Consider the following 14,787-nt stretch of genomic DNA (forward strand, 5'->3'; position numbering starts at 1 on the left):
GCTTGACTCGAAAGCTTGTTGAAGACTCAGAGGCATAGCTCTTAGTCATTGAAAACAAGACGTTTTTTAAAAGGTTAATAAGCCGGAAATGAATCTGGTCGAGGTTTCAAGAGTTTGCGTCGAACTCTGAAATCAGCAGGTTAAGCCTGTGCGGAATCGGCGCCGAAAGCTTGCCGGCAAAATAAAAACGGCGCTGCTGACAGCGCCGTTTATCTTTAGTCGGTGAATTAAGCGAAAGCCCTCAGGCTTCGTCTTCCACCGGTGCGTCTTCAGCGGCCTCGGTGCCCTCTTCGGCGCCTTCGACCTCTTCTTCGTCTTCCTCGAATTCGAAGACGTCCTGTTCGGGCGTGGTGAGATCCTCACCGGCCGCCTGGCGGGTTGCTTCGTCTTCGGAACGCGCGACGTTCACGGCAACGGACACTTCCACTTCGGGGTGAAGCTGGATCTGAACCGTGTGAATGCCGATCGTCTTGATCGGGCTGCGCAGCTCAACCTGGTTACGTGCGACGGTGAAGCCGGCAGCGGTCAGACCGTCGGCAATGTCACGCGTGGACACCGAACCGTAAAGCTGACCGGTCTCGCCGGCCGAACGGATCATCACAAGTGTTTCGCCGTCGAGTTTGGAGGCAACGGCTTCCGCTTCCGACTTGCGTTCCAGGTTGCGGGCTTCGAGCTGAGCGCGTTCGCGTTCGAAACGCTCGAGGTTCGCCTTGTTGGCGCGCAATGCCTTGCCTTGCGGCAGCAGGTAGTTGCGGGCGTAACCGTCGCGTACGCGCACGGTGTCGCCCATCTGGCCGAGTTTGGCGATGCGCTCAAGAAGAATGATTTGCATAATTTTCTCCTACTGTCCCACCCTCAGGTGGTTAGAGGCCGTTTGCCCGCGGCCCCAATTCGGGTCTTCCGGAAACACCGGAAGAAACGCCTTTCCTCAAGAATGCGGAAAGGCTTAGCTGATGACGAAGGGCAGCAGGCCGAGCAGGCGCGCGCGCTTGATGGCGCGGGCCAGTTCACGCTGCTTCTTCGCGGAGACCGCGGTGATGCGGCTCGGAACGATCTTGCCGCGTTCCGAAATGTAACGCTGCAAAAGACGGATGTCCTTGTAGTCGATCTTCGGCGCATTGGAGCCGGAGAACGGGCAGGTCTTCCTGCGGCGGAAGAACGGACGGCGGCTCGGGAGCTGTGCAACATCTACCATTTATCTTACTCCTCTTCGCCACGACGCGGACGGCGATCGCCGCCAGAACGGTCACCCCGGTCACCCCGGTCGCCACCGGGACGGTCGCCACGGCCACCGCCGCGACGGTCGTCGCGATCACGCTTCTGCATCATCGCGGACGGTTCTTCTTCCAGCTGGTCGACCTTGAAGGTCATGAAACGCAGAATATCTTCGCTCAGGCCCATCTGACGCTCCATCTCGGCGACGGCCGCATGCGGTGCGTCGAGGTTCATCAGCGTGTAATGCGCCTTGCGGTTCTTTTTGATACGGTATGCGAGGGAACGCAGACCCCAGTTTTCCACCTTGCCGACAGTCCCGCCAGCGCCCTCGATGAGGCCCTTGTACTGTTCGACGAGTTGTTCGACCTGCTGGGCCGAAACGTCCTGGCGCGCCAGGAATACGTGCTCGTAAAGAGGCATGGAAAAGCCTTTCCTTGTGTTGACAACGCAGGGCTGGCGCAAAGCCTCCTCGTAGCCCCGGAAAGGCACGAGAATTCTAACGAGAGCGGGAACACGGGAAGTCGGATCGTTTGATGGATCCTGGCATAAGCCCTTCCGTTCAGCCCCCGGCCAAACCCCGGATGAAGCGCGCTCTATAGCCTGATCTGGAGAAAATGCAAGTGCAAACTGATCCGCGTGCGCCATGCTTTCCGCCTTGCGGTGGCGGTCTCCGGACTTTCTGCCGTCGCAGCCGCCGCGATCGGCGGCGCCGGAAAAGAGGCCGGGCGAATAGTCCATACCCAGTTCCGGCCAGATGGGTTCCCTCTTTGCAGCCGGGTATCGCGGTGCGGATATTGCGGGAAATGGTGACGTTTTTATGAATTCATTGACCGCAGGGCCTTGACAGTTGGCCCTGGAGCGTATCATAGCCTCGCCCCATGCCGCTCACCCACCGCGGGTAGAAGCGAAAAAAGAAAAACATCAAAGAGCCAGTCGAAAACGATAAGCCTGATCCAGGTTCCAGGCGTCATGGAGGCGTTTTTCCCGATGACCATCGCATTTACATTTCCCGGTCAGGGCAGTCAGACTGTTGGAATGGGGAAAGCGCTCGCGGACACCTATCCGGAAGCAAGGGCCGTCTTTGAAGAAGTCGACGAGGCGCTTGGACAGAAACTGTCGGACGTCATGTGGAGCGGCCCTGAAGACGGTCTTACGCTGACCGCGAACGCCCAGCCTGCGCTGATGGCCGTCAGCCTTGCCACCATGCGAGTGTTGGAGGCCAGGGGTCTCGATCTGAAAGCCTCCGTTGCCTATGTCGCGGGCCATTCGCTCGGCGAATACTCGGCGCTCGCCGCGGCCGGAAGCCTGGATGTTGCCACGGCTGCGCGGCTCTTGCGCGTGCGCGGCGAGGCCATGCAGACGGCGGTGCCGGTCGGACAGGGAGCCATGGCCGCGCTGCTCGGGCTGGATTTCGATGCTGCCGTCGAGATCGCCCGGGATGCGGCGCAGGGCGAGGTCTGTCAGGCCGCAAACGACAATGCGCCCGGCCAGGTTGTCGTTTCCGGGCATTTGGCGGCGGTTGAGCGGGCCGTGGAGATCGCCAAGGCCAAGGGCGCGCGCCGGGCGGTAATGCTTCCCGTGAGCGCTCCGTTTCACTGCGCCTTGATGGCGCCGGCCGCCGAGGCGATGGAACAGGCGCTGGCGAATGCGGAAATCGGGACGCCCGCCGTTCCCCTGGTCGCCAATGTTCTGGCCGCGCCGGTCAGCGACCCGGCAGACATCCGGGTCCGGCTGGTCGAGCAGGTGACCGGAACTGTTCGCTGGCGCGAAAGCATTGGCTGGCTTGCGGATAACGGCGTGGACACTTTCGTCGAGATCGGTACCGGCAAGGTCCTTACTGGAATGGTGAAGCGCATCTCCAGGGAGTCTACCGGCATCGCCGTGAACGGGCCGGACGACATCGACACTCTAATGGCGAAAATCTCCGGCTGACCGGTAAATTCTGTCGTTCGCGGCCTCGCGCGTCAGGCGCGTATCGTAAAGGTGGTTTCAAGAAGTGCGAACGGAAAGCCTGTTTTGTTTGGTGAGCCGGAAACCCGTTTTTTAGGGGAGCGGCGCGTGTCAGGCAAGTTTCGGGTCAACCGTTCCAGCGAACTGAGCTTCGAGAAACACCGCTAGAGCCCGCAGCGGGCCGAGTAAATGCAAGGGAAGGATCCCAGATGTTCAGTTTGGAAGGCAAGAATGCACTGGTGACCGGCGCGACCGGCGGGATCGGCGAAGCGATTGCCAGGGCGCTGCATGCGCAAGGCGCGGCGGTGGCACTCTCCGGTACCCGCGTGGAAAAACTGGAAGCCCTTGCCGCAGACCTCGGGGAGAGGGCCGTCGTGGCACCTGCGAACCTGTCCGACCGGGATGCGGTCGACGCATTGGTGCCGGCGGCGGAAGAAAAGCTGGGTTCGGTGGATATTCTCGTGAACAACGCGGGCATCACCCGCGACAATATCTTCATGCGGATGAAGGACGAGGAGTGGGATCAGGTTCTGGAAGTCAACCTGACCTCCGGTTTCCGCATCTGCCGGGCGGCGATCAAGGGTATGATGAAGCGCCGCTCCGGACGCATTATCGGCATCACGTCGGTCGTCGGCGTGACCGGGAACCCGGGACAGGTCAATTACGCGGCGGCCAAGGCCGGCATGATCGGCATGTACAAGTCTCTGGCGCGCGAAGTCGCCAGTCGCAGCATAACCGTCAACGCGATTGCTCCGGGTTTCATCGAAACCTCGATGACGGATGCGCTGAACGAGAAACAAAAGGAATCGATTTTGGCAAACGTCCCGGCGGGCCGCCTCGGCACGTCCGGCGAGATTGCTGCGGCGGCTCTTTATCTCGCCAGTGACGAAGCCGCTTACGTCACCGGGCAGACGCTGCATGTCAATGGCGGCATGGCTATGATTTAAAAGACATTTCGCCTTTCGGGCGAAAAGAAACCAGAGCGCTCGAGGGGTGCTCCGGACCGGCTGGTAAAGGGCAACAAAGTGTGTTACCAACCCGCCGATTGTTCTAAATTGCGCAGTCAAGCTTGAATGTTCAGCGGGTCTGCGCGCTGACATCTTGGAAACCGCGAATTCGCACCGCCGTATTTCCGGACGGAAACCGGCACGGGCACCTTCGCGAAAGATGAGTTGAAGAAACTAAGGAAGTGAAAAATGAGCGATATCGCGGATCGGGTAAAGAAAATCGTCGTTGAACACCTCGGTGTCGATGCTGAGAAGGTTGTGGAAGGTGCAAGCTTCATCGACGATCTGGGTGCGGACAGCCTCGACACTGTTGAGCTTGTCATGGCATTTGAAGAAGAGTTCGGCGTCGAAATCCCGGATACCGCTGCAGAAACCATCCTGACCGTCGGCGACGCAGTCAAGTTTCTGGAAGCCAACAAGTAAGGCGACAGCCTTCTGGATTTCGTAATGAATATCGGGCTGGCGGGGAACGGTCTCCGCCCGGCCCTTCAAACGTAAGTGCGGGTTTATGAGGCGAGTTGTCGTAACTGGGTTGGGCATGGTGACGCCGCTGGGTGGCGGTGTCGATGTCACTTGGAAAAAGATCCTTGAAGGAAAGAGCGGGGCCAACAAGGTCTCGAATTTCAAGGTTGACGATCTGGCTTGCCAAATAGCCTGTCAAATTCCGCTGGGTTCCGGCGAAGGGGGCTTCAATCCCGACGATTGGATGGACCCCAAGGAGCAGCGCAAGGTCGACGACTTCATCGTCTATGCCATGGCTGCCGCCGATCAGGCGATCGCGGATTCCGGCTACAAGGCGGAAACCTATGACCAGCAGGTCCGTTCCGGCGTCCTCATCGGGTCGGGTATCGGCGGACTTCAGGGGATCGAGCAGGGCGCGCATCTCCTTGCCGAAAAAGGTCCGCGTCGCGTCAGCCCCTTCTTCATTCCAGGCCGGCTGATCAATCTGGCGGGAGGCTATGTCTCCATTCGCCACGGCCTCAAGGGTCCGAACCACGCGGTGGTAACGGCCTGTTCCACGGGCGCGCATGCGATTGGCGACGCGTCCCGTCTGATCGCCTTCGGCGATGCGGATGTGATGGTTGCCGGCGGTGCGGAATCGCCCGTCTGCCGTCTTGCCCTGGCGGGTTTCGCGGCCTGCAGGGCGCTGTCGACCGGCTTCAACGATGCTCCGGAAAAGGGATCGCGTCCCTATGATGTCGCCCGTGACGGCTTCGTGATGGGCGAGGGGGCCGGGGTTGTCGTTCTCGAGGAATACGAGCACGCGGTTCGCCGCGGCGCCACGATCTATGCCGAGGTGATCGGCTATGGTCTTTCCGGCGATGCCTATCACATAACCGCGCCCTCGTCCGACGGTGACGGAGCCTATCGTTGCATGGAGGCCGCCTTGAACCGGGCGGGCATCACAGCGGCGGATGTGGACTATGTCAACGCGCACGGCACGTCGACGCCTCTGGGCGATGAAATCGAGCTGGGAGCGGTGACCCGGCTCGCCGGAGACTCCGCGGCCAACCTGACCATGTCGTCGACCAAGTCCTCGATTGGCCACCTGCTCGGGGCAGCCGGCGCGGTCGAGGCGATCTTCTCCGTACTGGCGATCCGGGACGGCATGGCGCCGCCGACGATTAACCTCGACAATCCGTCTGTCGAAACCGTGATCGACCTGGTACCTCATGAGGCGAAGAAGATGGAGATCAATGTCGCCTTGTCGAATTCCTTCGGCTTTGGCGGGACAAATGCCTCGCTCGTCTTCCGCAAAGTTGCCGCATAACCATTTCAATGTCTCGTGCCGGATCCGATTCTTGAGGAACCGGCATCGAGATGACGATTGAGACAACTGGTTTGCCTGAGCCTGACCCCTGGTTCGGGGTCACTTTTAAGGATGCGACACACAATGCGCATTAAGCCGAAAAGCCCGCGTGAAGCCTTGCAGCCGGAGCCCGCTCCGGCTCCTCCGCAACGTTCCCGGCATGTGCGCAATCCACTTGTCATCCTGATCAACCTTGTCATTACCCTGGCGGTTTTCGGCCTGGCCGGCATCGGCGGCGCGCTTTATTTCGGCAAACAGAAATTCGAGCAGGCGGGTCCGCTGACCGAAGAAGCCACCGTGGTCATCTCTTCCGGCGCGGGATTGTCGGGCATCACCGATAGCCTGGCCGGCAAGGGCGTGATTGAAGACAGCCTGTTCGACGAGTGGATCTTCAATCTGGGAATTCGGTTTTACAAGAACGCGACCAAGCTGAAAGCCGGTGAATATGCCTTCGCGCCGGGGGCGTCGATGCATGAGGTCATGACAGACCTTGTGGAAGGCAACGCCGTGACACATTCGGTCACGATCCCCGAAGGCTGGACAACCGCCCAGATCATTGAACGGGTGCGCGAACATCCGACTCTGACCGGAGAAATCAGCGAAATCCCCGCAGAGGGCGAATTGCTGCCGCAAACCTATACGTTCGCCCGCGGCACGGCGCGGCAGGATATCATCGATCAGATGAAGGCCGGGCAGGAAAAGCTGCTGTCCGAGATCTGGGAACGGCGCACGGACGGCCTTCCGGTCAGCACGCCCGAGGAATTGGTAATTCTGGCATCCATCGTTGAAAAGGAAACGGCCCTTGCCGACGAGCGTCCCCGTGTTGCCGGTGTGTTCGTGAACCGGTTGAACAAGAAGATGCGCCTGCAGTCCGATCCGACCATTCTTTACGGTCTCTACGGCGGCGAAGCCTGGCTGAAGGACCGTTCCGCGATCAAGCAGTCCGAGCTGAAGGCGGAGAACGAATACAACACCTACCAGATCGACGGTCTCCCGCCGGGACCGATCGGCAACCCCGGCCGGGCGGCCATGGAAGCGGTCGCCAACCCCTCGCGTACGCAGGACCTGTACTTCGTTGCCGACGGCACGGGTGGCCATGTCTTCGCGGAAACCTACGAGCAGCATCAGGAAAACGTCCGCAAGTGGCGCCGGATCGAACGGGACCGCCGTCAGGCAGAGGCCGAACAGGATCAGGCGGAAGAACCGGCGACATCGAATTAACCCGTTCGGCTCTTGAGCGGCGGGAAGACAGGTCGGAGCAATTCGGGAGGGGCACATGGCACTCGCCAGCATGACGGGTTTTGCACGGGCGTTGGGAGAGACGGAAGCGCTGCGCTGGACGTGGGAACTCAGGTCCGTCAACGGCAAGTCGCTGGATTTGCGCATACGGATACCCGCCGGCCTTGAGACCCTCGAGCCCAAGATCCGGGAACGGTGCGGCCGGGTGCTGCGGCGGGGCAACGTGACGATCGGTCTTGCCATGCAACGGGATCAGTCGGAACAGCAGCTTCAGGTCAATGAAACGGCGCTTGACGCGGTGCTTGCCACCATCGCGCTGTTGAAGGACCGTGTTCCCGACCTGGCGCCGCCCTCCCTTGACGCCATCCTGTCTCAAAAGGGCGTTTTCGAGTTGAAGGAGCCTGAAGAGGACGCGGAGCAGCAAGATGCGCTCCACAATGCGCTTCTGACGACGCTCGATGCGGCGTTGATAGATCTGGTTGACATGCGTCATCGTGAGGGCAGGGCAATCGGTGCGGTCATCTACGATCAGATCGAGCGGATCGCGGAGCTCACCCAGGCCGCGGAAACACTGCCCGCGCGACAACCGGCTGCCATAAAAGCCCGGTTGAAGAAGCAGATCTCCGAACTCCTGGAAGCCGGCGACGGTCAGTTCGATGCGCAACGCCTCCATCAGGAAGCCGTTCTGCTGGCAACGAAAGCCGACATCCGCGAGGAATTAGACCGCCTGCATGCCCATGTTGCCGCCGTGCGCGAGCTGCTCGATACCGGAGGCGCGATTGGCCGCAGGCTCGATTTTCTTGCACAGGAATTTAACCGGGAAGCCAATACCCTCTGCTCGAAATCGAACGACGTGGATCTCACGGCCATCGGACTGGACCTGAAGTCCGTCATCGATCAGATGCGTGAGCAAATTCAAAACCTGGAGTGAGCCGATGACCGTCGCGCCTGTAGGAACCACCGTCAGTGCGGATCAAGCCGAACAGCAGCGGCGCGGCCTGATGCTGGTGCTTTCTTCCCCGTCCGGCGCGGGAAAGTCGACCATCGCCCGGCTGTTGCTGGAAAAGGAAGACAATCTCGAACTCTCGATATCCGTGACCAGCCGGCCGCGCCGGTCAAGCGAGGTCGACGGTGTGCACTATCATTTCATCGACCCGAAACGGTTCGAGCAGATGCGCGATCACGACGAGTTGCTGGAGTGGGCGGAAGTCCACGGCAACTATTACGCGACGCCGCGCGGTCCGGTCGAGGAGGCAATCGAAAACGGCCGCGACATCCTATTCGACATTGACATCCAGGGCACGTTCCAGCTCTACGAGAAGATGCGCGCGGATGTGGTCTCCGTCTTCATTCTGCCGCCCTCCATCGCGGAGATGAAATCGCGCCTGCACCGGCGGGCGGAGGATACCGACGACGTGATCGCCAAGCGCATGAAGACGGCGGTGAGCGAAATGCGCCATTGGTCGGAATACGACTACGTCGTCGTCAACGACGATCTGGAACGCGCCTTTGAAAATGTTCGCGCGATCCTGAGGGCGGAACGGTTGAAGCAGTTCCGGTCGCCGAAGATCGGCCCGCTTATCCAGGGAATGGTCGAAGATCTTGAAAAAGAGCTTGGGGACAGGACCTGAAGCAGGTCTGAGGCATCAGGCCCGTTCCCGTTGTTTTCGAATGGTGTCGAACCAGCTGTTTTCCGGAAAGTCGGAAGACCTTTCAGCCAAAAATATCGTCGGCCAGGCCGCGAACGAATTTGAAAGCCGTGCAGGCCGCCTCGGTCAGCCGCTTTTCGTCCTCGCGCTGAAAAGGGGCGGCATCCAGCGCCGACTTGAACCGGCGCCAGTGCAGGCCGCGGCCGTCGGGATGTCCCTCCAGATGAGCCGCTCCGCGGTCTGCGCTCAGCCCAAGCAGTTTGACACGCTTCAAAAGGACTGCCGCGCCGAGGGTTGAGCCCTCGACGACATAGAGCCAGCCGAACGCCGAAGCCGGATCCGGCGAAGGCATGACGAGCGGAGACAGGGACGCCGGCGCATTCATGTCGAGGTCGGCCATATCCCGTTCGATGAGTTCCAGCCGCCGCCGCTGCTTCAGCCCGGGGATCAGCTCTTCAAGATCATCGTCCAGATAATACGGGTCCACGGCCTGATGAACCCGGTGCTGCATGTCCAGAAAGAGTTTGTATCCCTCCAGCGTATCGAACGCCCCGGCGTCGCTGATGCGGCGGTCCAAAAGTCCGTGCACCTCCCGGGTCTCGTCCTTCAGTCTTTCTGAGCGGGAGCGTCCCGGCTGTTCAACCGGATCGAGGGCCATTGTTGTTTCAGTCATTGTGCGATTCCAGGAAGTCTTGGGGTTGCCCTCGTCCGCGCGTTCGGTGCGGGGAGGGGAAAGCCTAGAAGTTGAAGTTCAGTCCAACCCGCAAGATGTCCAGATCCATGTCCATGCGGGTTTCGAAGTCAAATGTGTTTCCGTTGCTGCGAGTCTGAGCGGGGCGTAGGAGCTGCGATTCCAGGGAGGCGCTGAGATATTCGGCGTTCACGGAGAACCGGTCGGTCAATGCCCACTCCAGGCCGCCACCGATCACGAACCCCGGAGCGTCGGCGGTGTCCTTGAAAGAATAGTTGGTGGGGGCGTTGTCGTAGGAGAACGAGTGATCCACCGACCCATACGCCACACCGCCAGTCCCATACGCCAGAAAACGCCCGAAAGATACGCCGGCTTTGAGGCGCGCGGTCGCAAGCCAGTTCAAACTGCTCTCGCTCTTGCTGGAATCGCCGGTAAACAGCTTGGACCTGAAGTTGGCGTCGGTGAAATTGTAGTCCGCTTCCACCCCGACAACCAGATGATTGTTAAATTGGAAATTGTACCCGGCCCGGACGCCGGCCATGCGGCCGTCAAAGGTCCCCAGATTGACATCATTGGAAGCGACCGGAGTGCCGTTCTGGGAGAGAATCCGGTCGTAAAGACCGGAGGTTCCCGCCATTGCGCTTGCGTGCAGGCCCAGATGAGCGCCGCTCCAGTCGTAGCCGGCACGGGTCTGCGATCCGTCCTGGAACGCGGACGGGTCGCCGTCCGTTGCAGGGCCGTCGGGTGAGAAGGTGGACGTGAGACCGAACCAGATTGTACGTCCCGGCGCCGGTATCAGTCCGAGGCTTAGCGGCTCCACGTAGTACTGATCCGTCAGATTTTCCACCCGCAGGTCCAGCGTCGTGTAGTCGTTCAGCTTGTAGGAGCTGAACACGTCGATGAGCGTGTAAGGGCGCCAGGGAACCTCCGCGATATAGGGATTGGCCCCTGAATCGGGTATTTCCGCCTCGGCCGCTTTTTCTCCCACATAGGTCAGCCGCCCACCCAGGGTCAGCCTATCGTTCAGGAAACCCTTTGAGAGGGTGAGAGAAGCGGAAAACTTCGGAGGGACCTGGTTTGTGGAATAGTCGTTTGCCAGCGAGGAGTTCTTGCAGTTGTCGAAGGTCCGGCAATATTCGACTCGCGTGTAATAGGCGGCGGACAGGGAGGCCTTGAAACTTCCGGACGTATACTGCGCCGACGCGTTGATGCCCTCGAACGTGGCTTCATCGATATTGTGGATAAGCATGCGGTACGGATAGGCCGGTGTGCTCCAGCTTCTGGCAATGTAATCCGAGACCCGGTTGTTGAAGTAGCTCAGCTTGAGGCCAAGGGTGTCGGACGTGTTAAACAGCCCCTGTCGATCGTAGTTCACGCCGGCTTCCCAGGTGTGGGCGACCTCGGGCATGAGGTCGGGATCGGTCACCAGGAGAAAACCCGCCGAGCTTTCCATGAGCGATGGCAAGCGTGCGGCCTTCTTGTACGACCCGAAGAACTGCAACCCTTCTATCGGTTCAAGCGTGAGGCCTCCCGAATAGCCGAAGGCGTCCATCTTGCTGGATGTCGCCGGGTAATAGAGATTATACGGATAACCGAGGTCGCCTTTGACCTTGAACTTCTGGTACCGCATACCGGCGTTCAACGACAACCAGTCGGTTGGCGCGTAGTCGGCGCGTGTGAAAACGCTTTGCTCGTAACGGCTGCCCTGGCGTCCAGGAATTGACGACCAGCTTTCGTCCGGGCCGGTCTGCTCGGACAGGACGGCGCCGCCATATTGGACAGCGAAGGCGCCGAACACGCCGTCGAAACGGGACGTGTTGGCAATGTCGAGCCCGAATGTGTCGGTATTCTTCTGGTCGCCAACGGATGTACTTCCCGAAGCCGCCACTTCCTTCAGATAGGTTTGCCAGACATTCGCCTTGAAATTGACCAGCGGGTTGTCTGGAGTCCAGGCATAGCGGGCGGAGTAGCGATCAAGGTCCGACGTTGACAGAAGGCCCTGATAGAGGTTTCCGCCGGGATTGTAGACGGTGGAGGGGTAGTTTTCTCCGTACTCGCTGACATATTTGGAATAGGTGAGTTCGAGTTTGTGATCGTCGTCGGCGCCAAGCCGGATAATGCCTTTCAGGAGGCCGGACTTCGTGTCCTGAGAGGTGTTGTAGACTTCCTTGCCCGGTTCATAGGCCAGGACCATGTCATCCTCTCCGCTCGTGCCGGCGAAGTAGTTTCCGGTCTTGCGGCGGGCATACCCGGCAAGCAGGTCGAGCCGGTCGCCCTTGGTGGCGAGCACAACGCTTGCGGAGCCGGATGCGGGGGAGAAGAGACCCGGTCGCTTGTGCTGCTCCGTACCAATCTGGTTGCTCATGGTTTCGCTGACAACCGGCGTCGTGTTCGTTCCCAGTTCCGCCTTCAGTCGGACACCGAAATTTTTGCCCGGTTCGACGATATCATCCGGCAGGAGCGTGCGCATTCTGACGATACCGCCGATTGCTCCCGAACCGTCGGCGCCCGTGACCGGTCCCTGTTCGATGCCGATGCCACCGATGAAATCCGGGTCGATGAAGCTGCGGTTCCCGACGCCCTGATAGCCATGATAGACCGAGGTGCTGTTGATCGTTCCGTCGACGGTGACCGGCACGCGGCCCTGGCCCTGCAAGCCGCGGATGTTGACGTCGAGACCGCCGCTGTTCCGGTTGGAACCGGAAAAAACGCCTGCCTCGCTTCCGAGAATGTCTCCCGGGGTGGTGCCCCTGAAGTGGTCGATTGTCTCTCTGGAGATATAGCCCACCGTGCCGGGAGTGCTATAGACGCTGTCTTCCTTGCCGTCCCAGCCGACCTCCGCACCTGCGTCGGATACATAAACGGTATCCAGAACGTCCGCGCCTGCGTCCAGGCCGCCGATGTCCGATCTCGAGGCGCTCACCAGAGCAGCGGAGCCGGGAGCCCTGGTGACCGCCACAACTCCTGTGCCGCTGAGAAGTTCACGCAACGCGCTTTCCGGTGTCATGCTTCCCTGAACGGCCTGTGACGTCTTTCCACGGACGGCTTCGGTGGAAAAGCTGATCTGCCAGCCGGTGATGCGGATGAAGTCCGCGATAGCGCTTGCGAGCGGCTTCGCGGAGATTGAGAACCGGACCACTCTTTCCGGCTGCCCAGCCGACGCCGGGTCTTGCGCCAGGGCGGTATTGACCGCGCCTGGACTGCCGCAGCACAAGAATGTGCTTGCGAGAAGAATGGTCAGAAATGAGTGTTTAGGACGGCCCTGTCCAATTGCCGTATTCAGCCCCGATACCCCAACGTGCGACGCACACATGCGCAAAACCCCTGTTATTTCGTCGGGCCTTGCTTTGTTGTTGGAATTGCCGGCCCATTAGACAGGACGGTCTCGAAGCGTGAATCCGGAAAATAAAGTTGAATTTTTAATACAAGATAATTGTTCCGCCCGGCAGATGAACCAGATCGAGGCCGACGACGTCAGCCAGGGTACGGACCGCGGCGTCCAGATCGGAGACCTGGTAATTCCCGGAAATCCGTGTCTCTCCGACGCTCCTGCGCGCCAGAAGGAGCGTTCCGGAGTGATACCGGTCGAGCTCCTCGAGAATGGCTCCAAAGGTCTCGTTCTCGAATTTCAGGCGGCCCGAACGCCAGGACAGAAGCGCGTTCACGTCTGCTGGTTCGACCTGTCCCAATCGAGATCTCTGGGCCTGGAGTTTGGTGTCGGGAAGGAGAATTGCCGATGCATCGGACCGGTCCTCTTCCAGGGTGACTTCCAACCGTCCTCTTTCCAGAACCACGAGATCGGCATCGGCCTTGCGCCTCACGGCGAAGGCGGTGCCTTTCACCTCGGAATCGGAATATCCGGCAGCCACGTGGAAAGGCCTTGAAGGGTCGTGAACGACATCGAAATAGGCCTCACCCTGAAGGATCCGCACCTTTCGGCGACCGCCGTCGAAGTCGATGGAAACAGCGGAAGCGGTGTTGAGCAGCATTCGCGAACCGTCCGGGAGAGGCGTTTCCAGCAATTCACCGACAGAAGTCATGTAGTCCGATCTCAGATAGAGAAGCAGATTGAGAAAGCCGGGATAGGAAACGAAGATCAGGACGGCGGCGGCCAACGCCGCCGCGATGCGGCCATTCCGGCTGGAGCGCCTGAGTATGCCGCGGGGTCTGAATCGCGTTACGGATGATTCAGAGGCAACGGGCTCGGACCGCAGGCTGGCGGCGGCATTGCCGAATGCGTCCGAGGACCAGAGACGCTCGATCTTCCGGTACTCTTCCAGGTGCCGGCTGTCGCTGTCGGCCCAACGGCGAAAACCCTGGTGGAGTTCCTCCGAATTGCCCTTGTCGCGCAGCTGTAAAAACCAGTCCATTGCCTCATCCGCCACGGCACCCTCCGAAAACGCTTTGTTGCCAGGCGTATTTGCAGCTTCGGGTAACTTGGTTTCGAAATTGTCTTCGTTCACCAGCCAGGTCCGAGATCAGGTTGCTTCCGACTGCCGCGACTGCGGCGGCCGGGATGGGCAGACTTGAAAAACCGTCCGGTGAGCACTTCATGGCGAAGGAGACCGGTTCGATGACGACGTTCTTAGCAGAGTGTCGGGAACTATCAAATATCGCGACGGTCAAGGTTGCAGTTTCTCCAGGATGTCCCGGCAGTGGGTCAACGCCAGTTTCAGGTCTGAATGGACGGTTCTCTCGGTCACGCCGAGTCTCTCGGCGATCCGGGCCTGGCTCCAACCTTCGATGCGGCTGAGAACGACAACTTGTTGCGCGCGTTCCGGCAGACTGGACAACGCGGCTCTGAATGCAGCGAAACGCTCCCTTTCGATTGCGATTTCCTCTGCCGAAAGAGCATTGCTGGGGACGTTTTGGAGCGTGGTGTCATCCAGTCCCTCGGTAACCACTTCACCACGGTTCTTGCGCTGGCGCAGATAATCGATTGCAAGGTTGCGCGCCGTTTGATGAAGGAAAGCATCCAGATGGGAAATCTTGCCCGTATCGAGAGCTCTGCTCGTCCGCAGGTAGGTCTCCTGGGCGAGATCCTCCGCGGTTTGACGGTCGCGAACGATCTGCAGAAGCCTCCAGATCAACGAACGCCGTTCGCTCAAGAACACATCGGTGAGCGTGTCTCTCATGAGAGTTTTTCTCTCAGGCGACAGCATTCTTTGCCATTCCCGGCAGGGGCTGGATAAAAGGAGAAAGGCTTGGACAACTTTTACATCATTC

14 protein-coding genes are annotated in these 14,787 nt (G+C 59.9%); 7 read left to right on the forward strand and 7 right to left on the reverse strand.

Features of this window, described 5'->3' with window-relative positions:
* Positions 1 to 241: 241 nt before the first annotated feature.
* From rplI to rpsF, 3 genes are all read right to left on the reverse strand, one after another.
* A complete protein-coding gene (rplI, locus tag JF539_RS06555) occupies positions 242 to 832 on the reverse strand; it encodes a 50S ribosomal protein L9 (RefSeq protein WP_207139516.1) in 591 nt (196 codons plus the stop codon).
* A 114-nt stretch (positions 833 to 946) separates the two neighbouring features.
* Positions 947 to 1,195, reverse strand: a complete 249-nt coding sequence (rpsR, locus tag JF539_RS06560; protein ID WP_207139517.1) for a 30S ribosomal protein S18 — start codon at positions 1,193 to 1,195, stop codon at positions 947 to 949.
* Positions 1,196 to 1,200: 5 nt separating this feature from the next.
* Complete coding sequence (gene rpsF / locus JF539_RS06565; protein WP_207139518.1) at positions 1,201 to 1,635, reverse strand: 30S ribosomal protein S6; 435 nt, start codon at positions 1,633 to 1,635, stop codon at positions 1,201 to 1,203.
* A gap of 567 nt (positions 1,636 to 2,202) precedes the next feature.
* On the opposite strand from rpsF, the gene fabD reads away from it, so the two are divergent.
* The 7 genes from fabD (at position 2,203) to gmk (ending at position 8,852) form a co-directional block, all read left to right on the forward strand.
* Positions 2,203 to 3,147: an ACP S-malonyltransferase gene (gene fabD / locus JF539_RS06570; RefSeq protein ID WP_207139519.1), complete on the forward strand. Its 945-nt coding sequence runs from the start codon at positions 2,203 to 2,205 to the stop codon at positions 3,145 to 3,147.
* Positions 3,148 to 3,374: 227 nt separating this feature from the next.
* The gene (fabG, locus tag JF539_RS06575; RefSeq protein ID WP_207139520.1) at positions 3,375 to 4,112 is read left to right on the forward strand and encodes a 3-oxoacyl-[acyl-carrier-protein] reductase; all 738 of its coding nucleotides are present in this window, start codon (positions 3,375 to 3,377) and stop codon (positions 4,110 to 4,112) included.
* 249 nt (positions 4,113 to 4,361) lie between these two features.
* A complete protein-coding gene (locus JF539_RS06580; RefSeq protein ID WP_008194310.1) occupies positions 4,362 to 4,595 on the forward strand; it encodes an acyl carrier protein in 234 nt (77 codons plus the stop codon).
* An 85-nt stretch (positions 4,596 to 4,680) separates the two neighbouring features.
* Positions 4,681 to 5,943 carry a beta-ketoacyl-ACP synthase II gene (fabF, locus tag JF539_RS06585; protein WP_207139521.1) on the forward strand — a complete coding sequence of 421 codons (1,263 nt, stop codon included), beginning with the start codon at positions 4,681 to 4,683 and terminating at the stop codon, positions 5,941 to 5,943.
* Positions 5,944 to 6,066: 123 nt separating this feature from the next.
* On the forward strand, positions 6,067 to 7,203 hold the full coding sequence (mltG, locus tag JF539_RS06590; protein ID WP_207139522.1) for an endolytic transglycosylase MltG: 1,137 nt from the start codon (positions 6,067 to 6,069) through the stop codon (positions 7,201 to 7,203).
* 55 nt (positions 7,204 to 7,258) lie between these two features.
* Positions 7,259 to 8,152: a YicC/YloC family endoribonuclease gene (locus JF539_RS06595; RefSeq protein ID WP_207139523.1), complete on the forward strand. Its 894-nt coding sequence runs from the start codon at positions 7,259 to 7,261 to the stop codon at positions 8,150 to 8,152.
* A 4-nt stretch (positions 8,153 to 8,156) separates the two neighbouring features.
* Complete coding sequence (gene gmk, locus JF539_RS06600; protein WP_207139524.1) at positions 8,157 to 8,852, forward strand: guanylate kinase; 696 nt, start codon at positions 8,157 to 8,159, stop codon at positions 8,850 to 8,852.
* Positions 8,853 to 8,934: 82 nt separating this feature from the next.
* On the opposite strand, the gene JF539_RS06605 is transcribed toward gmk, so the two are convergent.
* From JF539_RS06605 to JF539_RS06620, 4 genes are all read right to left on the reverse strand, one after another.
* Positions 8,935 to 9,543 carry a biliverdin-producing heme oxygenase gene (locus JF539_RS06605; protein ID WP_207139525.1) on the reverse strand — a complete coding sequence of 203 codons (609 nt, stop codon included), beginning with the start codon at positions 9,541 to 9,543 and terminating at the stop codon, positions 8,935 to 8,937.
* A gap of 64 nt (positions 9,544 to 9,607) precedes the next feature.
* Positions 9,608 to 12,700 carry a TonB-dependent receptor domain-containing protein gene (locus JF539_RS06610; protein WP_207139526.1) on the reverse strand — a complete coding sequence of 1,031 codons (3,093 nt, stop codon included), beginning with the start codon at positions 12,698 to 12,700 and terminating at the stop codon, positions 9,608 to 9,610.
* Between the two features lie 280 nt (positions 12,701 to 12,980).
* Positions 12,981 to 13,946 carry a FecR family protein gene (locus tag JF539_RS06615; RefSeq protein ID WP_207139527.1) on the reverse strand — a complete coding sequence of 322 codons (966 nt, stop codon included), beginning with the start codon at positions 13,944 to 13,946 and terminating at the stop codon, positions 12,981 to 12,983.
* A 237-nt stretch (positions 13,947 to 14,183) separates the two neighbouring features.
* Positions 14,184 to 14,696 carry an RNA polymerase sigma factor gene (locus tag JF539_RS06620; protein ID WP_209017022.1) on the reverse strand — a complete coding sequence of 171 codons (513 nt, stop codon included), beginning with the start codon at positions 14,694 to 14,696 and terminating at the stop codon, positions 14,184 to 14,186.
* Between the last annotated feature and the right edge of the window lie 91 nt (positions 14,697 to 14,787).

The sequence above is a fragment of the Roseibium aggregatum genome (assembly GCF_017309185.1).
Lineage (GTDB): Bacteria > Pseudomonadota > Alphaproteobacteria > Rhizobiales > Stappiaceae > Roseibium > Roseibium aggregatum_B.

Coding starts and splice junctions, on each gene's coding strand:
- rplI (WP_207139516.1), bottom strand. CDS start 832: ATGCAAATCATTCTTCTTGAGCGCATCGCCAAACTCGGCCAGATGGGC.
- rpsR (WP_207139517.1), bottom strand. CDS start 1,195: ATGGTAGATGTTGCACAGCTCCCGAGCCGCCGTCCGTTCTTCCGCCGC.
- rpsF (WP_207139518.1), bottom strand. CDS start 1,635: ATGCCTCTTTACGAGCACGTATTCCTGGCGCGCCAGGACGTTTCGGCC.
- fabD (WP_207139519.1), top strand. CDS start 2,203: ATGACCATCGCATTTACATTTCCCGGTCAGGGCAGTCAGACTGTTGGA.
- fabG (WP_207139520.1), top strand. CDS start 3,375: ATGTTCAGTTTGGAAGGCAAGAATGCACTGGTGACCGGCGCGACCGGC.
- JF539_RS06580 (WP_008194310.1), top strand. CDS start 4,362: ATGAGCGATATCGCGGATCGGGTAAAGAAAATCGTCGTTGAACACCTC.
- fabF (WP_207139521.1), top strand. CDS start 4,681: ATGAGGCGAGTTGTCGTAACTGGGTTGGGCATGGTGACGCCGCTGGGT.
- mltG (WP_207139522.1), top strand. CDS start 6,067: ATGCGCATTAAGCCGAAAAGCCCGCGTGAAGCCTTGCAGCCGGAGCCC.
- JF539_RS06595 (WP_207139523.1), top strand. CDS start 7,259: ATGGCACTCGCCAGCATGACGGGTTTTGCACGGGCGTTGGGAGAGACG.
- gmk (WP_207139524.1), top strand. CDS start 8,157: ATGACCGTCGCGCCTGTAGGAACCACCGTCAGTGCGGATCAAGCCGAA.
- JF539_RS06605 (WP_207139525.1), bottom strand. CDS start 9,543: ATGACTGAAACAACAATGGCCCTCGATCCGGTTGAACAGCCGGGACGC.
- JF539_RS06620 (WP_209017022.1), bottom strand. CDS start 14,696: ATGAGAGACACGCTCACCGATGTGTTCTTGAGCGAACGGCGTTCGTTG.